The sequence below is a fragment of the Luteimonas sp. Soil_C_16 genome, assembly GCF_057657295.1.
Genome location: NZ_JBDGIS010000004.1, coordinates 345,537 through 367,205, shown reverse-complemented (window position 1 = coordinate 367,205; position 21,669 = coordinate 345,537). Strand labels below are relative to the sequence as shown.

The window sequence follows — 21,669 nt, the reverse complement described above, 5'->3', positions numbered from 1 at the left end:
CAGCGGAGTTCAGCTCGCGCGGCGTTTGCGCGGCGCAGCCTCGACCGGCGGCGCGGCAGGCGCGTCGATGCGGGTCAGGGTGCGCGTGTTGCCGAGCACTTCGATCTTGCCGCCCGACTTGCGGAACGAGGCCAGATCGTCGGCGATGCGGTCGCTGGTCAGCGATGCGCCACGCTCGTTGGGTTTGCGCGCGCCTGCGAACAGGTGACGCGTGTCGGACTGCGGGGGACTCGGGGGTTTGGTGCGGGACATCCGGTGGACTCCGTCAATACATCGCCAGCGGGATGCCGCGACTGCCACGCTCGATGTAATCGGCGCGGATGTCGCGGCAGTAGGGACCATCCATGACGAATCGGCGGCACACGTCGGGACGGCTTTCGTAGATCGAACAACACATGCGGGCGCTGTCGATGGCGACGCACCAGCCTTCCTCGTCACGCGCCATGACCGGCAGTCCGGCGTCGGTGACATCGGTGAAACGCGCCGGGACCACATCGCCCGGTTGCAGCACCACCGTCAGGCGGCAACACACCGCATCGCAGCGGTCGCAGTCGGCGCGCGCGCTCATTGCAGGCGGCCCATCGCGCGGCGGTAGTGCAGGATGCGACCGCGCGGCAGGGCGTCGGCCTCGTTGTCGATGCCGGCACGCGACTCCTGCAGCGAGAAGCCCTGCGCGTCGAGCAGCCGGCTCAACGCCGCGCTGTTGCCGCGGCCCGGGTCGCTGATCACGACCTCGGCGCTCGGCTGCGCATAGCGCTCGACCACGTCGGCCAGCAGCGCCGCATGCGCGCGCTCGTACAGCACGTCCGACGCGATGATCATGTCGAACCGCCCCAGCGTGGTGAGCGCGACGTCCCAGCGCATCTGCCGGTAGTGCACCGCATCCAGCGCGTTGAGCGCCGCGTTGTAGGCGAGAAATCCTTCGGTCAGCGGATGGATGTCCGATGCGACCACGATGGCGCCGCGACGCTGCAGCACCAGACTCGACAGGCCGATGCCGCAGCCGGTCTCGAGAATGCGTTTGCCCGCGACATCGGCGCGTTCCATCGTCTGCGCCAGCAGGCGACCCGATGGCCACAGCTGGCCGAACAGGGACCACTGCGCCGACGAAATGCCCAGATCCGCGCCATGACCATCGGGATCTGCGAACTGCTGCAGATCGCCGAGCACACGCAGGCGGTAGGCATGGTCACCGACCTGGACGTTCACGATACGGGTGGAATAACCGGGCACGACGCTTCCTGTGAGCGGAGCCCCGAACGGGGCGGTCACGCAAGAGAGAAAGCGAGGCGGGCGACGGCTCAGGTCGCGCGGAGCGCACGGATCGGGCGCGGCCCGAGGATCGAGCATAGCACCCGGGGGCACCGGCCCGGCCCGGTGCACGCGCTGCGGTTCAGGCGCGGCGGTTGGTGTAGCTGGCGTTGCCCAGACCGGTGCCGATGGTCAGCACGCCCCAGCGCTCGACGGATGCCATGCGCGGGCGCTCGCTCAGCCCCTGCACCACGGCATCGTTGTGCAGCAGGACCTGCGGCGCGCGCGTGCCGATGCGGTCCAGCCGGTGTTGCAGCACGTCGGCGAGGCGGAAATGCTCGGCCTCCCAGTCGCCCGGCAGGTTCTGCGCGCCGTGCAGGATGCGCCCGTCGACGTGGATGTGCCCGGGGCAGGCGATGCCCACGAACGGCGCCAGCCGCAGTCCCAGCGTGCGCGCATGCGCGATCAGGCCATTGAGCATCGCCGCCATCCGGGTCACCGCGTCCTCGCGATCGGGCGATTCGGTGGCATGGCGCCACTGGCTGCGTTCGAGCACGCGGGCGCGGCTGCCGTCCTCGCGCTGGTCGAACCGTGGCGCCACGATGCCGCAGCGGATGTTGGTGCCGCCGATGTCGACCGCGAGGAAGGCGTCGTGCCGATGCGTCGCCGCCGGGGCCAACGGCACCCAGCCGAGCAGACCGGCATCGTCGCCGTCGTGGCGCAGCAGCGACAGGTCCACGCCGCTGCGCGCGAGCTTGAGCAGACGTGCGGCGCGGCGCACCGACAGCGCGCCGACGCGGCTGCCGGGAAATCCGCCGCCGATGACGATGCGGCGCACGCCGTGCCAATCGTCGGTCGCCAGAAAGCCGCGCACCACACCGGCGAGCTGGTGCGCATGGTCCTCGACCGCCGCGTGCACGAGGTGCGCGGCATCGGCGTCGCCGCCGACCAGCACCAGATCGATCTCGCTCTTGGAGATGGCATGGGTCGCCGTGCGGCCGAAGGGATCGCGGCGTCCGGTGAAATGGTGCCGGCGCCGCGCATCGAGAAACCGGCGGAACGCGGTCTGGCTCGCGCGATCACCGAGGAAACCGTCGCCGTCGGGATCGCGCAGGGGCAGGTTGCAGCTGTCGATGCGCAGGTCGGGCAGGCGGATCGCGGCGTGTCGGTTGCGGGGGTCGCGCGGCATCGGAGCACGGGATTGCGGAGTGGTGCGCATCGTCACGGGTGCGCGGCTAGCGGAATGTGACGGCTCCGGTAGCATGCGTCGCGAAGTTCCGACGCCCGTTTCCGATGTCCGCACCCGTCCTTCCTGCGCAGCGCCCGGCGCTCCATCGCGCTTGCCACGTCGCGGCCGCGAGTCTCGCCGTGTTCGTCGCCGCGGCCGTCGCGCTGCATTTGCTGCGGTCCGAACTCGATCCCGTCGCCAGCCAGATGAGCCTGTATCTGATCGGTGATTGGGGTCCGTTGCTGCAGATCGCCTACGTCGCGCTCGGCATCGGCATGGTCGCGCTCGGCTGGGCCTTGCGCGAAACGCATGCGCCGTCCGCACGCAGCGCGGCGGCTCTGCTGCTGTTCGCGCTCGCGGGCACCTCGCTGTCGATCACCGCGTATGCGTGGATGGACTTGCCGGGCGTGGACCGTTCGCTGGAGGGCCTGATCCATGGCGTGTCCGCGCAGGGCGCGTTCCTGTTCGCGACGACCGGCATGGTGGTGCAGGCGCTCGGATTCCTGCGCGATCCCGGGTGGCGCCGCACGGCGCGTTGGGCACTGCCGTGGGCACTGCTGTGTTTCGCATCGGTCTGGGTGCTCGCCGCCTGGCGCGACGCGCCCCGCGGTCTCGCGCAGAAGACGGTGATCGTGCTCATTCTCGGCTGGATGTTCTGCGTGCTGCGCGCGCTCGCCCGCCGCGTACGCTGACGCGACGCACGGCGTGCATTCACGCGATCCGCACCGCACGCGGCGGAAGATTTCGGCCACTGGCGACGTGGATTCGCGTCGCCCCGCAAGGAGAACGTTTCATGATCAAGTGGGCCATCATTTTCGCAGTCATCGGCCTCGTCGCCGGCGCGCTCGGCTTCAGCGGTATTGCCGGTGGCGCGATGGGCATCGCGAAGTTCCTGTTCTGGGCAGCGGTCATCATCGCTGTCGTGCTATTCGTGCTGGGGCTGACGGTCGCCAAGAAAGTCGCCAGCTAGTCCGTACTGCTGCACAGGTGTCGACCGAACCGCCCGCATGCCGGGCGGTTCGCGTGTCCGGCATCCGGAATTCCACGTGCGCCTGAAACGGCGTTGACGCAGGCCGCGTTAGGCTCGGTGCACGACCAACCTGGAGTGCATCGTGGAATCGACCATCCATCCGTTTTCCGAACTCTTCGCCCAGTTGGGCCTGCCGAATGACGAGGCCTCGATCCGCGGCTTCATCGCCGAACACGGTCCGCTGCCCGACGACGTGCGCCTGGAAGAAGCGCCGTTCTGGACCGATGCGCAGGCGCAGCTGCTGCGCGAGGAGCGCATCGAGGATGCCGACTGGATCGTCGTGATCGACCAGCTCAATGTCGCGCTGCATGCGCGTCCGTCCACATGAGGTGGTGGCACGGCCTTGCCGCCACGAGTCTGCTGCTGGCCGGCGCGACGCAGGCGCAGTCGACCCCGGATGCCGGCGCTGCGGGAACGTTCGCATTCGTCGACGTCGACGTGCTGCCGATGGACCGCGACGTGCGGCTGTCGTCGCAGACGGTGGTCGTCCGCGACGGCCGCATCACCGCCATCGGCCCGCGCGATGACGTCGACGTGCCGGACGATGCGACGCGCATCGACGGCACAGGGCGCGTGTTGATGCCGGGCCTCGCCGAATTCCACGGCCACGTGCCGGGCGGCGACGATCCGGTCTATGTGCAGGACACGCTGGATCTGTATCTGGCGAACGGCGTCACGCTGGTGCGCAACATGTCGGGCGACGTCTCGCATCCGGCGCTTCGCGCGCGCATCGAACGCGGTGAGGTCAACGGTCCGACGATGCTCGTCGCCAGCCCGTGGCTGCGCAGCGAGAGTGCCGACGAAGCCGAACGCGAAGTGCGTGCGCATCACGCCGCCGGCTTCGATCTGGTCAAGATCGGCAGCATTCCGGCCGATGCATATCCGCGCATGGCCGAGACCGCGCACGCGGTGGGCATTCCGTTCGCCGGCCATATTCCCGAGGGCGTGCCGCTGGACGTCGCGCTCGATGCGAAGCAGGCCTCGATCGATCACTTCGATCGCTACGTCGAGTTCCTCGTGCCTCCAGGCACCGAGACCGGCGCGCGCGACGCGGGCTGGTTCGGCAGTGGCTGGGTGCAGTGGGCCGATCGCGGCCGTATCGACGAGGCCGTCGCACGCACGCGTTCTTCCGGCACCTGGAACGTGCCAACGCTGACCCTGGTCGAACACATGGCCTCGTCCGAAGCGCCCGAGGCGATGCTGCAGTGGCCGGAGATGCGCTACATGCCGGCGTCTGAGCGTGAGCGCTGGCGCCGTGCGAAGCACGAGTACGCGACGCGCGACACCTTCCAACCCGATGCCGCGCAGGCGCTCGTCACGCTGCGACGTGAGCTGCTGAAGGCATTGCACGACGGCGGCGCGCCGATCGTGCTCGGCTCCGATGCGCCGCAGTTCTTCAACGTGCCCGGTTTCTCGATCCATCGCGAGATGGCGATGATGCAGGCCGCCGGTCTGACGCCGTACGAGGTGCTGGTCACCGGCACGCGCAACGCCGCGCGGGCGCTCGGCACGCCGGATGCGTTCGGCACCGTCGAAGTCGGCCGTCGCGCGGATCTGGTGCTGCTGGCCGGCGACCCGCGCGAGGATCTGTCGCATGCGCAGGCGCCGCTGGGCGTCATGGCACGCGGTCGCTGGTGGCCGCGCGACGCGCTCGATGCGCGACTGGCCGAGATCGCGGAGCGTCACGCGGAGTGAATCAGGACCCGCCGCGCGGCATGCGCGCGGCGGGTCTTCAGCAACGATCAGAGCAGCAGGAACACCAGGCCGATGATCACGCCCGATGCGAACAGCAGCATCAGGCAGTAACCCATGATGTCCTTGATCTTGAGCCCGGCGATCGCGAGCAGGGGCAGGGCGAAGAACGGCTGCAGCATGCTGGTCCACGCATCGCCCCAGGCCACCGCCATCGCAACGCGCGGCAGATCGGCGCCCAGCGCCTGCGCGGCCGGAATCATCACCGGCGCCTGCACCGCCCACTGGCCGCCTCCCGAGGGCACGAACATGTTGATCAGGCCGGCCGACAGGAAGGTCCAGAACGGCAGGCTGCCGGCGCTGGCGAAGGACACGAACCATTCCGACATCGTCGTCGCCAGGCCCGAGCCGACGAGGATCGCCATGATGCCGGCGTAGAACGGAAACTGGATCACGATGCCCGCGCCGCCCTTGATCGCTTCCTGCAGCGCGGCCAGCAGCCGTGCCGGCGTGCGATGCAGCACGATGCCGAGCATCAGGAACCCGTAGTTGACGATGTTGAGGTTGAGCCCGCCGCCGGCGATGAAGTGGTCGGCGAGGAACACCAGACCGGCGACACCGACCGCGACCGACAGGATCCAGCCGTGTTCGAGACGCTCGGCCGGGCTGGATTCCTGCGCGAGCACCGGCGGCTCGGGATCTTCGGGCGGGGTGAACAGCACGGCGTCCTGGTCGGACGGCGTCATTGCGCGGTTGATCAGCGGAATCGCGATCACCAGCAGCGCGACGATCAGCAGATTGAACGGCGCGAAGATCGTCTCCGACGTCGGAATCAGACCGATCGCTTCCTGCATGAAGTGGCCTTCGGTCGCGATCGTCAACGGAATCGAACCCGATAGGCCGCCGTGCCAGATGATGAAACCCGAGTACGCGCTCGCGACGAGCAGGCGGTAATCGACCTTGACGAAGCGCGCGACTTCACGCGCGAACAGCGCGCCGATCACCAGGCCGAAACCCCAGTTGATCCAGTTCGCCGCCATCGCCACCAAGGTCACGACGACGATCGCGTTCTTCGGTGTGCGACAGCGCGAGGCCATCCAGGTCAGGCCGCGTTTGACCGGCGGCGTCTTGGCCAGAATGAAACCGGTCACCAGCACCAGCAGCATCTGCATCGAGAAGCCGAGCAGCTCCCAGAATCCGGTGCCCCAGTAGCGGACGAGTTCGAGCGGGGGTGTCTGTTCGATCGCGAAGGCGGCGATGAAAGCCAGCGCGGTGAAGATCAGGACGAAGACGTAGGCGTCGGGCAGGAACCGTTCGACGAGTCGGACGGACAGGCGCGTGGCGCGCTGGAACATGGCGGGTACCGTCGTGGAAAACGACCGCCCAGCTTAGCGGCGCACCCACCCGATGCCTGCTGGACCATGGTCTACCTGCCTGCCACGAAACGGAACGCGCGCCTGCCTGGAGGCGCGCGTCCACACATACGCGAAACACATGCGCGTGTTCGCGCGCACACGGAGACTCAGACCGGCGCCGCGGGCGAACCCGTGCAGGTGCGGTCGGGATGATCGGGGCGCGTCAGCAGCGCATCGTGTGCACCGCGTGTCCACAGCACCACGCCGGCGTCGTCGACGTATTTCGTGCCCGACGCCGCTTCTTCGGTACGCAGGACGTACGTGGCCCCATCGACCGCGACGCTGACCTGGCCGCGGCCATCGAACGTCGCATCGACCGGGGTGCCTTCGCAGTCGTAATGCATCACCTGCGGCAGTGGCGCCGCATCGGTGCTCGGTGTTTCCGGAGCGGGAGCCTGTTCTTCGGTACTGCCGCTTGCCGGCGGCGTCGCCGCATCATCGGCGGGCGGTGCTTCTGCCGGCGAACACGCCGCCAGCGACAGGCCGATGGCCACAGTGAACACGGGGGTGAACCAGCGCATGGTCGTCTCCTTGCCTTGGGTGGATCGGATCGACGCGTGGGGGCGGGGAGGGGCGTGGCGAGCATATCGCCTCCGTTTCCCGGAGGCGATGAATGCGCTGATGCGTCAGTAGACGCGGGCGCAGTTGCGCTCGTGCTGGCCCTGGAGGGTCAAGCGTGCCTCGTCGGTACCGTGGCTCCAGAACACGTTGCCGTCGGCATCGGCGAAACGATCGCCCTGCGCGGTCTCGGCACGTGGCAGGTCGAGCGTCACGCCGTCGACGACGAACTGCACGCCGGCGTCGTCGCCTTCGCCTTCCTGGGCGAGCGTGATGCGCGTGCCCTCGCAGTCGTAGTTGATCGTGTTCGACGGCTCGGTCTCGGCATCGCGCGCGGCGAGTGAACCGGTCGGCGGTGCCTCTTCCGCAGGCGCGGCGGCAGGCGGCGGAGGCGGCGGGGTGTCCACGGCCGGCGATGCGGGCGTCGATTCGCCGCTGCAGGCGGCCAGGGCGAACGTGAGCAGGAGAGCGGTGGCGGGTGCTGCGCGCATGTGGCGTCCTCTTCGAGTCGGGCGCCGGCGTGGTGCCGACAGGTCACCGCAGGCTAGGGAAGGCGCGGTGAACGGAGAGTGGCGTCGTCGAGGCGACGCCGGGCTCAACGCAGGATGGGTGGAGCGCAGCGAAACCCATCGTTGCTTTCATCCAGCGTACCTCCAGCCCTGAAGCTGCGAGGAAGCGCGAGACTTCAACCTTGTCCTGTCAGTCGTTCCCTCACCCGACGCGCGATGCGCGTCGACCCCGGATCAAGTCCGGGGCAGGCGCTCTTCCAGAGGGAGAGGTGCTGGATTCACGCGATGCGTCTGGAATGGCGCGTCCGATGCAGTGGAACGCGAGTCCCACGCAACACGCGGAAGCGCTTCGCACATGCCTGCGCGAAGCGCTCCCGCATCCGCTCAGGCGGCGAGTCCACGCATCGCATAGCGATGCTGGTCGGCGCCGCTGCCGGCGGTCTCCACGGCGGCGAGGAAATCGCGGCCCCAGCGTTCGACGTCGTAGTAGTGGACGATGTCGAACAACTGGCGCTGGCGGCCCACGGCTTCGTGTTCCGGCATCGACAACGCCTGGCGCAACCCGGCGACGAGATCGGTCAGATCGTGCGGATTGGTCAGCACCGCGCCCTTGAGTTCGGCGGCGGCGCCGGCGAATTCCGACAGCACCAGCGTGCCCGAGGAGCCTTCGATGCCCTGCGCGGCGACGAACTCCTTGGCGACCAGATTCAGCCCGTCGCGCAGCGGTGTGATCCACATGATGTCGGCGGCCGCGTAGTGCGCCAGGACCTCTTCGAACGGCAGGCCGCGTGCGAAGAAGCGCACCGGCGTCCAGTCGAGCATCGCGTAGCGGCCGTTGATGCGGCCGACCGCCTGCTCGATCTGCGTCTGCAGTTCCCGGTAGACGGTCATCTCCTTCGCCGCCGGCACGCACACCATTAGCAGGTTGACCTTGCCGCGCAGATCCGGCTGTTCGGTGAGCAGGCGCTCGAACGCGAGCAATTTCTCCAGCGTGCCCTTGGTGTAGTCGAGCCGTTCGACCGACAGCACCAGCTTGCGGCCGGAGAACTCGCGTCGGATCTGCTCCAGGCGCACGCGCACGCGCGGGTGCGCCAGGCCGGTTTCGATGCGCTTGATGTCGGTGCCGACCGGATGCGCGCCCAGGCCGACGACGCGATCGCCGACGCGGATGCGCGTCGTGGTCTCGTCCAGGCCGACCGCACATCCGTAGGTCAGGAAGCGCGGCGCGCAGCCTTCGCGTTCCAGCACTTCGGTCGGCATCGCACCGCGCACCACGTCGACGAAGTTCTCGACCTGGCGCGGGATGTGGAAGCCGATGTAGTCGCACTGCATCAGGCTGCCGAGGATCTCGCGGCGCCATGGCACCACGTTGAACACGTCGGCCGAGGGGAAGTAGGTGTGGTGGAAGAACGCGATGCGCACGTCCGGGCGCAGCTCGCGCAGATACGCTGGCACCATCCACAGGTTGTAGTCGTGCAGCCACACCGTCGCGCCGGGCGCGGCTTCGGCCGCAGTGGCCTCGGCGAACTTGCGGTTGACGCGCAGGTAGATGTTCCAGTCGTCCTCGCTGAAGCGCGCGCGCTCCCAGAACGTGTGCAGCATCGGCCAGAAGGCTTCCTTCGAAAACCGCTTGTAGAAGGCGTCGACCTCGGTCTGGCTCAGCGGCACGCGGGCGACGGTGAGGTCGGGATACGCATCGGGATCGACCGGCGTGCGCGTCTCGAACTTGCCGAGCTTGGGATCGTCGACGCTCCAGGCGACCCACGAACCTTTCTGGCCGCTGCCGAAGAAGCCGAGCAGGCTCGGAATGATGCCGTTGGGCGAGGTCGGGCGGCGTCGCTTGCGCTGGCCGTCCTCCACGTATTCCTCGTAAGGCAGGCGGTGATAGACCATCACCAGATCCGACTGGCCGGTGGTGCGCTCGATCGTCTGGCGCAGATAGGGATCATCGGATTCGAGCAGGTCGAAGTGCGTGATGGCCTCGAGGATGCCGCCGCAGCCCGGCGCCTGCGCCTGGAACACGTTCGACAGTTGATCGGTCGCCTTGACGAGTGCGCGCTCGGATTCGCCCACGCACACGCCCTGGAATCCGGAGGTGTACATCGACAGATCGTTGAGCGTGTCGCCGGCCACGAGCACGTGGTCGCGCGGCAGCTCCAGATGGTCGGCGAGCGCGGCGAGGGTGCGGCCCTTGTCGGTATCGGGCGGCAGGATGTCGAGATAGCGGTCGGCCGAGTACAGCACCGAGCAGCCGAGCTTGCGTGCGGTGGCTTCGATCTCGCCGCGGATGCCGGCCAGCGCGTCGGGCTCGCAGAAATAGGAACAGCGGCGCTCCTGCGGCACGTCTTGGCGCACGAGGCCGTTGAAGCCGGCCATCGCATCGGCCACCGCGCGCTCACCCGGCCAGCGACGGTCGATGCGCGTCTGCAGGGGCTGGATCGGCTGCAGCGTGTGGCCGTCGACGACGGTGCCGCCGACATCGCAGATCACGTAGTCGGGGCGCGGCAGGCTGGGGTCGGACAGCAGCGGCATGACGGCTTCGAGGCCGCGGCCGGTGACGAAGGTCAGGCGGATCTCGGGGTGGCGGTCGACCAGGCGGTAGAGCTGCTGGCGGTGCGCGGGCGAGCCGGCGAGGAAGGTGCCGTCGAGATCGGTCGCGAGCATGAGTCGCGGGACGAACGGGGTATTGGCGGGGGTGAGGTCTGTGTTGGTGGATTCCTGAGTCAACGTGGGTCCTTGTGGTGTGGATCGGAAAGGTCGGGGCCCTCGGGTGCGGGGCCGGTTTCGGGCAGCAGTTCGAGTGCGGACGGGGTGGTGCGCAGCATCGGGTGGAAGACGGACGGATGCTCACGGTCGCGACGACGGATCAGGCGACGGCCCGCGGCGATCACTGCCAGTACGCCGAGCACGATCGCGAACGAGGCGGGCAGGGCGGACGGCCCGAACCGCACCATCGCGGCGCCGGCGAGTGCGGGGCCGATCGCCGAGCCCACGCCGTTGAGCAGCAGCAGGCTCGAGCAGCCCGACAGCGTGTCCTCGACCGGCAGATGGTCGAGCAGATGCGCGACGCACAGCGGGTAGATCGCGAACGCCACGCCCCCGAACAGGAAGAACAGGCCGAACAGCGCGACATGTGACCGGTCTGCGGCGAACATCATCGCCACGCCGATCACGGCCGCGATCGCGCAGATGATGGCCAGCGTCGTGCGGCGATCGCCGCGATCGGACGCGCGGCCGATCGGCCATTGCAGCAGCGCGCCGCCGAGGATCGTCGCGCTCATCAGCGCCGCGATGCCCTGCAGATCGAGGCCCAGGCCGGTCGCGTAGACCGCGCCCATGCCCCAGAAACCGCCCATCGCGACGCCTGCCAGCAGCGAACCACTCGCGGCCGCCGGCGCCGCGCGCCACAGCGAGGCCAATGCCAGTCGCGGCACGGCCGGCAGTGTGGGCTGCACCATGCGGCTGGCGACGACCGGCAGCGCCGCGACGCAGATGAAGATCGCGACGACGCTGAAGAGCACGAACGTCGACGGATCCATGAAGCTGATGAACCACTGGCCGGCGGCCAGCGCCAGCAGGTTCACCGCCATGTAGACCGCGAACACCTGGCTGCGCTTGTCCGGCGGCGCCTGCACGTTGAGCCAGCTTTCGATCACCGTGTACAGGCCGACGAGGCCGACGCCGGTCAGCACGCGCAGCGCGCCCCAGGCCCAGGGATTCACGAACACCGGATGCAGCAGGATCGCGGCGGCGACCAGCGCCGAGTAGAACGCGAAGGCGCGGATGTGGCCGATCCGCTGGATCAGCCCCGGCGCCAGATACGTGCCGAGGAAGAAGCCGACGAAGTAGCCCGACATGATCAGGCCCATCGTCTGGTCGTCGAAGTTCTCGATCCGGCCGCGCACCGCCAGCAGCGTGCCCAGCAGGCCACTGCCCATCAGCAGCAGGGCGACGCCGGCGAACAGCGCGGCAAGATTACGGACGACTGGAATGGCAGACCTCCGGCAAGATCAGCGAAGGTCCGAAATTATAACATATTGAATACGCTGGATATTTTCACCCGCAGTCGACGTGCGGGCGCGATGCTGCGCTGCAGCGAAAACCGCAACGCAATCATGCGCTTGCGGCGAATTCCGGACGCGCGTGACCGGACATGAACACGCGACCGGCGATGCTAGCGTCCAGTCCGCTCCGAGGCATCCCGATATGCGAATCCACCCGGTCCACCTGCTGCTGCCTGCCGCATTGCTATTGGCCGCCTGCCAGCCCGAAATCGCGCCCGGCAGCGCTACTGCACCTGTGACGCCAGCACCGCAGGCGACGGCGCCGGCTGCGAGCAGCGACGACGACGTGGTCGTGTCGACCAACGAACCGTTCTGGCAGGCCACCGTCGAGGGCGACACGGTGATCCTGCGCGGTGTCGATGCGGCGGAACGCCGCTTCACCGGGGCACGCGTCTCGATGACCGCCGATGGCCGGCGCATCGATGCACCGGATGCGGACGGCTCGGTAGTACTGATCGTGCGCCGCATGCGCTGCGAGGACGACATGTCCGGCGCGCGCTTCCCGATGACCGGCCTGCTGACGATCGATGGTCGCGGCCCGTTCCGCGGCTGCGCGCGGCCCGCATCGATGCCGGTGCCGACACCGCCCGGCGAGCTGGGCGACGACGACGCGTCGACGACGATTCCCGACCGTTTCCTCGGCCGATGGGATGCGGATGCCGACGCCTGCAGGTCCGGGGGCAGCGACATGGCTTTGCGCGTCGAACCGGGCGCGTTGCGCTTCCACGAGAGCATCGCCACACCGACGTCGGTGCTGGCACTCGACGACGACGCGGTGCGCGTGGCTGCGGCTTACGAAGGCGAAGGCCAGACCTGGACTGCCGATCGGCTCCTGCGTCTGGACGGGCCGGACACCCTGTTCGTCGGCGACGATGCCGGCGAGGGCGTCAGTCGCGTGCGCTGCGAGGAGTGAGGGCAGCGTGCCGGCGACGCGCCAACATGCGCGGCGCCATCGCGACATCGAGCGGCTCAGGCCGTGCCGAGCCGCTCGATGTCGCGGACGTCGCCCACCCACACGTAGTGCGGCGTCGCCGGCTGCGCGGGATCGTCGAGCCGCAGCCGTGCGTTGTGGCCTTCGTCGCCATCACCGTTGCGGGAGACCTCCAGCGTCGGCCGGGCAGAGACCGTGCCTTCGACGACGCTCCCGTCGTCCAGCGTAACGCGCACGCGCGCCTCGTCATCGAGCAGCACGATGCGCCGTTCGATCGCATCGAGATCCTCTCGGCTGGTGAAGATGCGGGGTGGGATCCGGCTCATGGACGATTCCTTCGGGGGAAGACGTCCATGCTCGCGCGGCCCGCGCAACGGGCCGTGATGACGGGGTGTGACGAGGCCCGCGCCGATGCGCGCGTCCGTGGCGCTCAGCCCTCGAGCGCGGGGCGCAGCAGCCGGTCGTACTCGGTCCGCACCACGCCGTAGCACTCGCAGGAGCGCGCCACGAGACATTCGCGGTCCAGCACCTGGATCACGCCGCGGCTGTAGCGGATGCAGCCGTCTTCCTGCAGACGGCGCGCGGCTTCGGTGATGCCTTCGCGGCGCACGCCCAGCAGATGCGCGATCTGCTCCTGGGTCATCTTGATCTCGACCGAACCCACCCGATCGTTGACCAGCAGCAGCCAGCGCGACAATTGCTTGTCAACCGTGTGGTGGCGGTTGCAGACGCCGGTCATCGCGGTCTGGGTCACCAGTGCCTGGAAATAGCGCAGCAGGATTTCCTGGAACGCGCCGCCGCGCTGGAACTCGCGGATCGCGAACTCGCCGCGCAGGGCCAGGGCTTCGCCACCGACCTTGACCACCGCGCGCGTCGGCACGCTGCGCGCACCCGTCAACAGACCGATGCCGACCATGCCCTCGTTGCCGACCATCGCGAATTCGCTGGTGTCGCCGTTCTCGAGCGCATACATCAGCGACACGATGCCTTCGCGCGGGAAGTAGATCGTCGTCTGGGCCACATTGGCTTCGTGCAGCACCTTGCCAGCCGGCATGTCGACCAGCTGGACCTCGTCGCCGACGCGGTCGCAGACGTCGTCGGGCAGGTCCTGCAGCAGTCCATTGAGCGGCGCCCAGGGCGCTTTCTTCTTCATGCGCAGCGAAAGGTCCATCGGATGAACGAGTATGGATTTTCCCGTCTGAATGCGGTGTCGTATGTACGGCAACGCGCATACAGCTGACTGAACTACGTGCGTTAGCGCACAGACCCTGACTGCGCCCTGTTCACATGCTGCCGACATGGTGCGGCCGACCTGGCCGCGTCTCACCCTCTAACAAGGATGCCGACGTGAACGCTGAAGACGTCGAGTTGTGCCGGGTGTACGGACAGATGTCCCGGGAATATCTGGGCGAGCGCTCGTGGGACGAGTGCGAGACCCAGTTGCGCGAAGGCTGGCTACGGCTGCGTCGCAACCCTGATGTGAGCTGGGAGGATGCGGCGCCGCTGGTGCAGACGTTCTGGGAACTCACGCCGGTCAGCCCCGACTGACGGTGTCTCAGTCCTCGCGTCCGGCGTCGAGGCGGATGCCGTCGTCGTCCACGGCGAGATGCATTTCGATGGGCCGGCAGCAGACCGGACAGTCCTCGACGTAATCCGCATCGCCGACGCTGGCGTCGACCAGCGTCTCGAAACGTTCTCCGCACCAGGGGCAGCGCAATTTGGCGACATCCTGCATGGGCTCACCTTGCGCCCGTGGACGTTGAAAGGTCGTGAGGCCGACATTCACGTCGCGGGGAGATGTATTCGGCGACGGTAAGGCGTCGAGTCGAAGCCGGAGTCCGTCATGAGCGAGTCGCATCCCACGTTCAAGCCCTACGAGGCGCCCGCGGGCGGATGGGGTTCGGTGCGATCGCTGCTGCGCTACGGCACCGGCGACGGCGCGCAAACGATCGAAGGCGCGCGACAGCTGCAACGCCAGAACAAGATCGACGGGTTCGCCTGCGTGAGCTGTTCCTGGGCCAAGCCGGCCGAGCCGCACACCGCCGAATTCTGCGAGAACGGCGCCAAGGCCACGATGTGGGAGCTGGACACCCGCCGCGCCGATGCCGCCTTCTTCGCGCAACACACCGTAACCGAACTGCTGACCTGGGCCGATCACGATCTCGAAGCGGCGGGCCGGCTGGTCGAGCCGATGCGCTACGACGCGGCCAGTGATCACTACGTGCCGGTGTCCTGGGACGAGGCCTTCGCGATCGCCGGCGGCTTGATGCGCGGGATGGCGCCCGAGCGCGCCGTGTTTTACGCCTCGGGACGCGCCTCGCTCGAAACGTCCTACATGTACGGCCTGTTGGCGCGGCTGTACGGCAACAACAATCTCCCAGACAGCTCCAACATGTGCCACGAGAGCACGTCGGTGGGCCTGCCGCGCAGCATCGGCGTGCCGGTCGGCACCGTGCTGCTGGAAGATTTCGAACACACCGACTGCATCATCTCCTTCGGCCAGAACGTCGGCGTCAACAGTCCGCGCATGCTGCATCCGTTGCAGGAAGCCGCGCGCCGTGGCGCAGAGATCATCACCTTCAACCCCTTGTACGAACGCGGCTGGGAGCGCTTCAGGAATCCACAGGAACCGCTGGCGATGGCCACCGGCGCGTCGACGCGGATCAGCAATGCCTATTTCCCGGTGCGTGCGGGCGGCGACATCGCGCTGATGCAGGGACTGGCGCGCGCGTTGCTCGATCTCGACGACGCCGCGCAGGCGCAAGGCCGCCCGCGGGTGCTCGATGTCGGTTTCATCGAGACCCACACCAATGGTTTCGAAGCCTTCGAAGCCTGGCTGCGTGCCGCGGACTGGACCGACATCGAACGCGAGAGTGGACTGTCACGCGCCGACATCGAGGGCGTCGCGGGTGTCTACGCGCAGGCGGAATCGTCGATCCTGATCTACGGCATGGGCCTGACCCAGCACCGCCACGGCGTCGACAACGTGCGCATGGTCTGCAATCTCGCGCTGATGCGCGGCAATGTCGGCCGTCCGGGCGCGGGCATCTGCCCGGTGCGCGGGCATTCGAACGTGCAGGGGCAGCGCACCGTCGGCATTTCCGAAAAGCCCGAGCTCGTGCCGCTCGGCAGGATCGCCGCGCAATACGGCTTCGAGCCGCCGCGCGAGAAAGGGCTCGATACGGTCGGGACGGTCGAAGGCATCCTCGATGGCAGCGTCGAAGCCTTCATCGGGCTGGGCGGCAATTTCTCCCGCGCCGCGCCCGACACCGGTCGCCTCGAACCGGCATGGCAGGGACTCGCGCTGAGTCTGCAGGTGGCCACGCATCTCAACCGCAACCACCTGCTGTGCGGGCGCGAGACATTGCTGCTGCCGTGCCTGGGCCGGATCGAGGAAGACGTGCAGGACGGCGTGGCGCAAAAGGTCAGCATCGAAGACAGCACGACCTGCATCCATGCCTCGTTCGGCAACAGCCCGCCGGCCGGCCCGATGTTGCGCTCCGAGCCTGCGATCGTCGCCTCTCTCGCGCAGGCGATCCTGTCGCCCGAACGCGCCGCCTGTGTGCCGTGGCAGGAGTGGGTCAAGGATTACGCACGTGTGCGCGATGCGATCGAGGAGACGTATCCCGAGCAGTTCCGCGATTTTAATACGCGCCTCTACACACCGGGTGGTTTTCCGCGTCCGGTCGCGGCGCGCGAGCGGCGCTGGTCGACCGAGAGCGGCAAGGCCGAGTTCCACGTGCCCGACGTGATCTGTGCGACCGGCTTCGCCGACAAGGTGGGGCGTTATCGCCTGTTGACCGTGCGCAGCAACGACCAGTTCAACACCACGGTTTACGGCTACCACGACCGCTTCCGCGGCATCGACGGCACGCGCCGTGTGGTGCTGATGCACGCCGACGACATCGCCGAGCTGGGTCTGGACGACGGCGAACAGATCACGCTCGCAGCGGATTTCGACGACGATCCCGAGATCCGCGAAGTCGGCGGCCTGCGCGCGATTCCGTACCGCATTCCGCGCGGCTGCATTGCGGCCTACTACCCCGAATGCAATCCGCTGATCCCGGTGGCGCACCATGCGATCGACAGCCACGTGCCTGCCGCCAAATCCGTGCCGGTGCGCGTGGTGCGCGGTGGCCATGCGCCGGTGCCGGCGGGTCCTGCGCCGGAATGAGCGGGGCGCGCCGGTGCCCGCGCGCGACACATCGATCCATCCGCTTCGCTGGCCTGCGTGACGCCGCAGGCTGATACTGGGCCCCCACGTCGCTGCATCCGTCCCCGATGTCCGCCCCTTCGCCGGCGCCACTGCGCCCAGGCCGCATCCGCCTTGCGTTGTTCCTTGCCGGCTTCGCCACGTTCTCTCTGCTCTACGGCGTGCAGCCGCTGCTGCCCGAATTCGCGCGCGAGTTCGGCGTGGGGCCGGCGGCGAGTTCGTTGCCGCTGTCGCTGGCGACGCTCGGGCTTGCCCTGTCGATCTTCTGCGCCGGCGCGGTCTCGGAGAATCTCGGCCGACGCGGCCTGATGTTCGTGTCGATGGCGGTCGCCGCGATGCTGACGATGCTCGCCGCGATGCTGTCGCACTGGCCGAGCCTCGTACTCGTGCGCGCACTCGCGGGCATTGCGCTCGGCGGTGTGCCCGCGGTGGCGATGGTCTATCTGGCCGAGGAATTCCCCGCCCAGCGGCTGGGGTCGGCGGTCGGGCTCTACGTCGCCGGCAACGCCTTCGGCGGGATGATGGGGCGGCTGTCGGTGAGCTTCCTGACCGACTGGTTCGACTGGCGGACCGCGCTCGCGCTGCTGGGCGGCTTCGATCTGCTGGTCGCGATCGCCTTCGTCTGGCTGCTGCCTAAATCGCGGCACTTCGTGCGCCAGCGCGGGATCAATCTGCGCTTCCACCTGCGCGCCTGGGGCGGGCATCTGCGCGATCCGCTGCTGCCGTGGCTGTTCGCGATCCCGTTCCTGGTGATGGGCGTGTTCGTCAGCGTCTACAACTATCTCGGCTTCCGGCTCGGCGCGGCGCCGTTCGATCTGGGGCAGGCCGAGATCGGCTGGATCTTCAGCGCCTACGTGTTCGGCATCGTCAGTTCGACCGTCGCCGGTGGTCTGTCGGATCGTTTCGGTCGTGGCCCGGTCGTCGTCGCCGGTGTCGTGGTAGCCGCGGCCGGCGTGCTGCTGACGCTCGCGCCGACGTTGTGGATGATCGTGCCGGGTCTTGTGCTGCTGACCATCGGCTTCTTCATCGCGCATGCCGCGGCGAGCGCGTGGGTGGGCCGGCTCGGCCGCACGCATCGCAGCCATGCGGCCTCGCTGTATCTGCTGTCGTACTACATGGGGTCGAGCCTGATCGGCGCGACCAGCGGCTGGCTGTGGGCACACGGCGGCTGGTCGGTGCTGGCCGGCGGTGCGCTCGTGTTGCTGGCGCTCGCCTTCGTCGCGGCTCGACATCTCCAGCGCCACGCGCCGGACACGCCGTCACCGGCGCATCCGTCCATCGCATCGACCGGAGACTGACGCGCGCGCTCGCGTTCGGTGTGCAGAAGATCAACCTGCACCAGGCCGGCCACGAATTCGAACCGAAGGCACTGCGCGCCACGCCTGGATCGGCGGACCTGTGCCTGCTGACCGCAACGCCGCTGGACCGGGTGCAGGCCGAACTGCATGCGGCGGGCGTCCACATCGAAGACGGGCCGGTGCCCCGCACGGGGGCGACCGGCCCGATCCTGTCCATCTACGTGCGCGATCCGGACGGCAACCTCATCGAGATCGCCAACCGGATCTGACGCCCGCGTGGCTCAGAGCATCGCCAGTTCGACGTTGCTGAGCGTCCTGCCGTAATGCTTGCGCAGGCGCAGCTTGCGCTCGAGGTCTTCGAGGATGCGGCCCGAGAAATCGAGACCGGTCAGTTCCTCGAGCATGTTGATGCCGCCGGGGGTGTCGACGTTCACTTCCATCAGCTTGTCGCCGACGATGTCGAGGCCGACGAAGTACATGCCGTCGCGGATCAGTTTCGGCGCGACCAGTTCGGCCAGACGCAAGGCATCGGCGTCGGGCTTGGCCATCTCGTACTTGCCGCCGGCGCTGATGTTGCTGCGCGCATCGCCGCTGTCGTTGTAGCGGCGGATGCAGGCGTAGGTGCCGTCGATCTCGAGCGGGCGGCCATTGAGCATCAGCAGACGCAGGTCGCCGTCCTTCGCCTTGGGCAGGTATTCCTGGGCGATCGCGTAGCCGTCGCGCAGCACCGCGTCGATCATCTGGTTGAGATTGCCGGCGCTTTCCGGGGTGACCACGAACACGCTCTGGCCGCCCGAGCCCTGCAGCGGCTTGATGACGCCGTAGCCGTCGCGCGCTTCGATGAAGGCCTTGATCTCGTCGATGTCGCAGCTGATGCAGGTGACGGGGCGGACTTCTTCGGGGAAATGCTGGAAGTAGGTCTTGTTCGAGGCGTCGGTCAGGTGCGTCGGGTCGTTGACCACCAGTGCCCGCTTCAGCGCGCTGAGCTGCGCGAACAGCAGGCCGCTGCCGGGCGCCCAGGGGCGCTCGACCATCTCGTCGGCGGGATCGCTGCGCAGCATCAGCACGTCGAGATCGTCGACGGAAATGCGCTCCGTCGGGCACTCGTCCGACTGCAGGTCGGCGAGCAGGGCCGCATCGTCGGCGTAATCCTGTCCGCATGGCATGTGCGCACAGGCGCGCACGGTGCCGTCGGCGTCGTAGGTGAAGTCGGCGAGACCGATCAGCGCGATCTCATGGCCGCGCGACAGGGCGCGGCGGGCTAGACGGATCGTGGTGTAGTTGTCCTGCTCGGTGTCGACGTCGTTGACGACAAAGCCGAAACGCAGGGGATGTCCGTCTGTCATGCAGCATGCTCCGGGGTGCGGTGTGTGTGGAAGAGGCGCTCGACCGGCGTGCGCCGACAGGCGTCGAGGCGGCTGCGGAAATCCTCGCGGGTGGTGTAGCGGGGCAGCAGGACCGGCGGCACGATCCAGCCGTCGTCGACCAGCGCGTCCAGCAGTTCGAGCTGCGGCAATGCGAACTTGCCGAGGAACAGGGCGTCGAAATCGCCGCCGGCTTCCAGGTAGGCGAGCAGATCGCGCAGGCCGCGCAGATAGACCGCGTCCTTGGTCAGCCCACCGCCGCGTCGCGCGCGCACGGCGACATCGAACGCGTCGTCGGTCGGCATGTCGTGGGTTTCGTGCAGGCAGGCGAAAATCGCCGGCAATTGTTCGCCGCGTGCGGCCATCGAGGTCGCGACCACGCGCGCGGCGAGGATGCGCAGACGCTCGCCGGGCAGGTAGCCGGCGAGAAATTCGCCGAGTACGCCGAGGCCTTCCTGCATCGGGTCGTAGTGCGCCAGGCCGACTTCGAGCTGGCGCAAAGCCTGCTGGCGGCCGTTGTGGCGGGTGACGACGTGCGTGCCGATCTCGTGCTGGATCAGCGGCTGCACGCGTGCGCGCGGCAGGCGGATGTTGCCGTCGATGTAGAAGGTGCCGTGCGAGACCATCAGCATCGAGCTGATGTCGGTATCCACGACGACGTCGATGTGGAAGTCCGGCGCCTGCGTGCGGTACCAGGCGATCTCGGCGTCGACCTGGCTGCGCACCTCGTCGATACCGCAATCTGCAGACAGCGGTTCACCGCTGCCCACGCTCGCCAGGATGCGCTCGGCGAGCACCAGCAGGTCCGGCTCCACCGCGCCGAACAGCGCGACACTGGCATCGACGAAACCGGCCTGGTCGCGCTGTTCGACCAGATCGATCATCCGGCCCAGTTCGCCCTGCTTCTCGGCCAGCAGTGCCTGCAGCGCCGGCGATTCGATCTCGCTGACGGGCAGGGCATCGAGCGCCCGGCGCGTCTCGACCAGATCGGTGTCGAGGTCCACGTAGCGCAGCGTGGGTTCGAGCGTGCGGCCCGAGGTTTCGAAGGCGTTCCACAAACCCACGCCGTCCAGCGGCGACAGGGCCAGCAGCCAGTCGAGCCGCGCATCGAGCGCGGCGAGCGCTTCGTCGACGTGCGCGGCCACCGGCGGCAACGGTCGTGCGACCGGCCGCCGGGCAACGCCCGCGCTCACTTGAGGAACTCCGGACGCACCGCGTCGACCGCATGCGACAGGCCATCGCGTAGTGCGTACAGCGCGGGGATGTCCGCCTGGCCGCTCCATTCGTCCATGAAGATCTTCTTGTACTCGGGCGAGATCGTGCAGACGCGATCGCCCCAGTTCTCGAAGACCCATTCGGGAAAGTGGCCGCCGGTCGGGAAGCGCACATTGCAGCGCACGTCCGGCAAAGCGCCGCGCACGGGATGCCGGCGCAGCACATTGGCGAAGCGCTTCGCAGTCTCGCCCCAACGCTCGGGATCGAGTGTGGTGATGCCGAGTTCGATGTCGGGATTGGCATCCTGCGACGCGGGCGCGGCGTCGGGTCCATCGCGGCGGTGGTTGTAGCTGTGAATGTCGATCAGCAGCGCGCTGCCCCAACGGGCGACCGTGCGGTCGATCAGCTCACCGATCGTGTCGTAGAAGCGGTCGTGCAGTGCCAGCGACGTCTCGCGTTCCGCGTCGTCGAGCGGCGTGGTCCAGACATCGAGTCCCCAGCAGGCCTCGGGACCGGTGTAGACGGCCTCGGCCCGCGGGCGGTTGAGATCGACCTCGAAGCGCGACTGGCGCACCCGCAGTCGCGTATCGCCGACCTGGGTCAGCAGGCTGGTGAGCGGGTCTTCCTCGCGCCAGCGCGCATCGTCGTCGAGCTTGACGCGGGCACGTAGTGACGGACGCAGTGCATGGCCGTCGTGGATCGCGGTCGCGATGACCGGGCCGTCGGCGACGGCCAGATCCCAAGCGTCGACGCGCTCGAGCAACGCGGGCGGCGTGGTGTCGGAAAACAGGGGGGCGGGGGCGGCGCGGCGTGGATCAGGCATGGCGCGCATGCTCGCAGTCAGGGAATGATGTGCCCGTGACCACATCCGCGCCCGGCCTTGACGCCTGTTTAACCTACA

23 protein-coding genes and 1 pseudogene are annotated in these 21,669 nt (G+C 68.2%); 9 read left to right on the top strand and 15 right to left on the bottom strand.

From position 1 onward, the window contains the following. Positions 1–9 precede the first annotated feature (9 nt). The 4 genes from AC3A5T_RS10390 to AC3A5T_RS10375 all read right to left on the bottom strand — a co-directional run bounded on the left by AC3A5T_RS10390 (position 10) and on the right by AC3A5T_RS10375 (position 2,440). Entirely contained in the window at positions 10–252 is a 243-nt protein-coding gene (locus AC3A5T_RS10390; protein WP_487628501.1) for a hypothetical protein, read from the bottom strand. Between the two features lie 13 nt (positions 253–265). Continuing rightward, entirely contained in the window at positions 266–568 is a 303-nt protein-coding gene (locus AC3A5T_RS10385) for a YkgJ family cysteine cluster protein (protein WP_332077371.1), read from the bottom strand. Continuing rightward, on the bottom strand, positions 565–1,233 hold the full coding sequence (locus tag AC3A5T_RS10380) for a class I SAM-dependent methyltransferase (protein WP_487628500.1): 669 nt from the start codon (positions 1,231–1,233) through the stop codon (positions 565–567). Before AC3A5T_RS10380 ends, AC3A5T_RS10385 begins: the two co-directional genes overlap by 4 nt. A 160-nt stretch (positions 1,234–1,393) precedes the next feature. Next, positions 1,394–2,440, bottom strand: coding sequence for an ROK family protein (locus AC3A5T_RS10375; RefSeq protein ID WP_487628499.1), 1,047 nt, complete (start codon positions 2,438–2,440; stop codon positions 1,394–1,396). 104 nt (positions 2,441–2,544) lie between these two features. Between AC3A5T_RS10375 and AC3A5T_RS10370 the strand changes: the two genes are divergently transcribed. From AC3A5T_RS10370 to AC3A5T_RS10355, 4 genes are all read left to right on the top strand, one after another. Continuing rightward, complete coding sequence (locus tag AC3A5T_RS10370) at positions 2,545–3,171, top strand: DUF998 domain-containing protein (protein ID WP_487628498.1); 627 nt, start codon at positions 2,545–2,547, stop codon at positions 3,169–3,171. Positions 3,172–3,272: 101 nt separating this feature from the next. Continuing rightward, positions 3,273–3,449 (top strand): DUF1328 domain-containing protein, encoded by a 177-nt coding sequence (locus tag AC3A5T_RS10365; RefSeq protein WP_159681721.1) that lies wholly within the window; start codon positions 3,273–3,275, stop codon positions 3,447–3,449. A gap of 142 nt (positions 3,450–3,591) precedes the next feature. Beyond that, on the top strand, positions 3,592–3,837 hold the full coding sequence (locus tag AC3A5T_RS10360) for a DUF2789 domain-containing protein (protein WP_487628497.1): 246 nt from the start codon (positions 3,592–3,594) through the stop codon (positions 3,835–3,837). Continuing rightward, positions 3,834–5,204: an amidohydrolase family protein gene (locus AC3A5T_RS10355; protein WP_487628496.1), complete on the top strand. Its 1,371-nt coding sequence runs from the start codon at positions 3,834–3,836 to the stop codon at positions 5,202–5,204. The genes AC3A5T_RS10360 and AC3A5T_RS10355 overlap by 4 nt, the downstream gene beginning before the upstream one ends. A gap of 47 nt (positions 5,205–5,251) precedes the next feature. Here the strand turns inward: AC3A5T_RS10355 and AC3A5T_RS10350 are convergent, their stop codons facing one another. From AC3A5T_RS10350 to AC3A5T_RS10330, 5 genes are all read right to left on the bottom strand, one after another. Beyond that, positions 5,252–6,556 (bottom strand): short-chain fatty acid transporter, encoded by a 1,305-nt coding sequence (locus tag AC3A5T_RS10350; protein WP_487628495.1) that lies wholly within the window; start codon positions 6,554–6,556, stop codon positions 5,252–5,254. Positions 6,557–6,723: 167 nt separating this feature from the next. Beyond that, the gene (locus AC3A5T_RS10345) at positions 6,724–7,137 is read right to left on the bottom strand and encodes an MliC family protein (RefSeq protein WP_487628494.1); all 414 of its coding nucleotides are present in this window, start codon (positions 7,135–7,137) and stop codon (positions 6,724–6,726) included. A gap of 105 nt (positions 7,138–7,242) precedes the next feature. After that, positions 7,243–7,665, bottom strand: a complete 423-nt coding sequence (locus AC3A5T_RS10340) for an MliC family protein (protein WP_487628493.1) — start codon at positions 7,663–7,665, stop codon at positions 7,243–7,245. A gap of 402 nt (positions 7,666–8,067) precedes the next feature. Next, a complete protein-coding gene (gene ggpS / locus AC3A5T_RS10335; protein WP_487628492.1) occupies positions 8,068–10,410 on the bottom strand; it encodes a glucosylglycerol-phosphate synthase in 2,343 nt (780 codons plus the stop codon). Beyond that, positions 10,407–11,675 (bottom strand): MFS transporter, encoded by a 1,269-nt coding sequence (locus tag AC3A5T_RS10330; RefSeq protein WP_332077713.1) that lies wholly within the window; start codon positions 11,673–11,675, stop codon positions 10,407–10,409. Before AC3A5T_RS10330 ends, ggpS begins: the two co-directional genes overlap by 4 nt. 214 nt (positions 11,676–11,889) lie before the next feature. Here AC3A5T_RS10330 and AC3A5T_RS10325 point away from each other — a divergent pair, with 214 nt between their 5' ends. Continuing rightward, positions 11,890–12,660, top strand: coding sequence for a hypothetical protein (locus AC3A5T_RS10325; RefSeq protein ID WP_487628491.1), 771 nt, complete (start codon positions 11,890–11,892; stop codon positions 12,658–12,660). Positions 12,661–12,716: 56 nt separating this feature from the next. Here AC3A5T_RS10325 and AC3A5T_RS10320 read toward each other — a convergent pair whose 3' ends face one another. After that, positions 12,717–13,004, bottom strand: a complete 288-nt coding sequence (locus AC3A5T_RS10320; protein ID WP_487628490.1) for a DUF3247 family protein — start codon at positions 13,002–13,004, stop codon at positions 12,717–12,719. A 104-nt stretch (positions 13,005–13,108) separates the two neighbouring features. Beyond that, positions 13,109–13,849: a Crp/Fnr family transcriptional regulator gene (locus AC3A5T_RS10315; protein WP_487628489.1), complete on the bottom strand. Its 741-nt coding sequence runs from the start codon at positions 13,847–13,849 to the stop codon at positions 13,109–13,111. Between the two features lie 176 nt (positions 13,850–14,025). On the opposite strand from AC3A5T_RS10315, the gene AC3A5T_RS10310 reads away from it, so the two are divergent. After that, entirely contained in the window at positions 14,026–14,226 is a 201-nt protein-coding gene (locus AC3A5T_RS10310; RefSeq protein WP_487628488.1) for a hypothetical protein, read from the top strand. A gap of 7 nt (positions 14,227–14,233) precedes the next feature. Here the strand turns inward: AC3A5T_RS10310 and AC3A5T_RS10305 are convergent, their stop codons facing one another. Then, a complete protein-coding gene (locus tag AC3A5T_RS10305) occupies positions 14,234–14,464 on the bottom strand; it encodes a CPXCG motif-containing cysteine-rich protein (RefSeq protein WP_487628487.1) in 231 nt (76 codons plus the stop codon). Between the two features lie 57 nt (positions 14,465–14,521). Here AC3A5T_RS10305 and AC3A5T_RS10300 point away from each other — a divergent pair, with 57 nt between their 5' ends. The 3 genes and pseudogenes from AC3A5T_RS10300 to AC3A5T_RS10290 form a co-directional block, all read left to right on the top strand. Next, a complete protein-coding gene (locus tag AC3A5T_RS10300; RefSeq protein ID WP_487628486.1) occupies positions 14,522–16,852 on the top strand; it encodes an FdhF/YdeP family oxidoreductase in 2,331 nt (776 codons plus the stop codon). Between the two features lie 107 nt (positions 16,853–16,959). Continuing rightward, entirely contained in the window at positions 16,960–18,189 is a 1,230-nt protein-coding gene (locus AC3A5T_RS10295) for an MFS transporter (protein ID WP_487628485.1), read from the top strand. A 2-nt stretch (positions 18,190–18,191) separates the two neighbouring features. Continuing rightward, positions 18,192–18,458: pseudogene (locus AC3A5T_RS10290) on the top strand (VOC family protein); the annotation flags it as partial. 12 nt (positions 18,459–18,470) lie between these two features. On the opposite strand, the gene AC3A5T_RS10285 reads toward AC3A5T_RS10290, so the two are convergent. Genes AC3A5T_RS10285 through AC3A5T_RS10275 form a run of 3 tightly spaced genes read right to left on the bottom strand, consistent with a single transcriptional unit; the run spans position 18,471 to position 21,591 of the window. Beyond that, entirely contained in the window at positions 18,471–19,535 is a 1,065-nt protein-coding gene (locus AC3A5T_RS10285) for an ATP-grasp domain-containing protein (RefSeq protein WP_487628484.1), read from the bottom strand. Beyond that, positions 19,532–20,746 (bottom strand): peptidase MATCAP family protein, encoded by a 1,215-nt coding sequence (locus tag AC3A5T_RS10280; protein WP_487628483.1) that lies wholly within the window; start codon positions 20,744–20,746, stop codon positions 19,532–19,534. Before AC3A5T_RS10280 ends, AC3A5T_RS10285 begins: the two co-directional genes overlap by 4 nt. Next, positions 20,743–21,591, bottom strand: coding sequence for an N-formylglutamate amidohydrolase (locus AC3A5T_RS10275; protein ID WP_487628482.1), 849 nt, complete (start codon positions 21,589–21,591; stop codon positions 20,743–20,745). The genes AC3A5T_RS10280 and AC3A5T_RS10275 overlap by 4 nt, the downstream gene beginning before the upstream one ends. Positions 21,592–21,669: the final 78 nt, after the last annotated feature.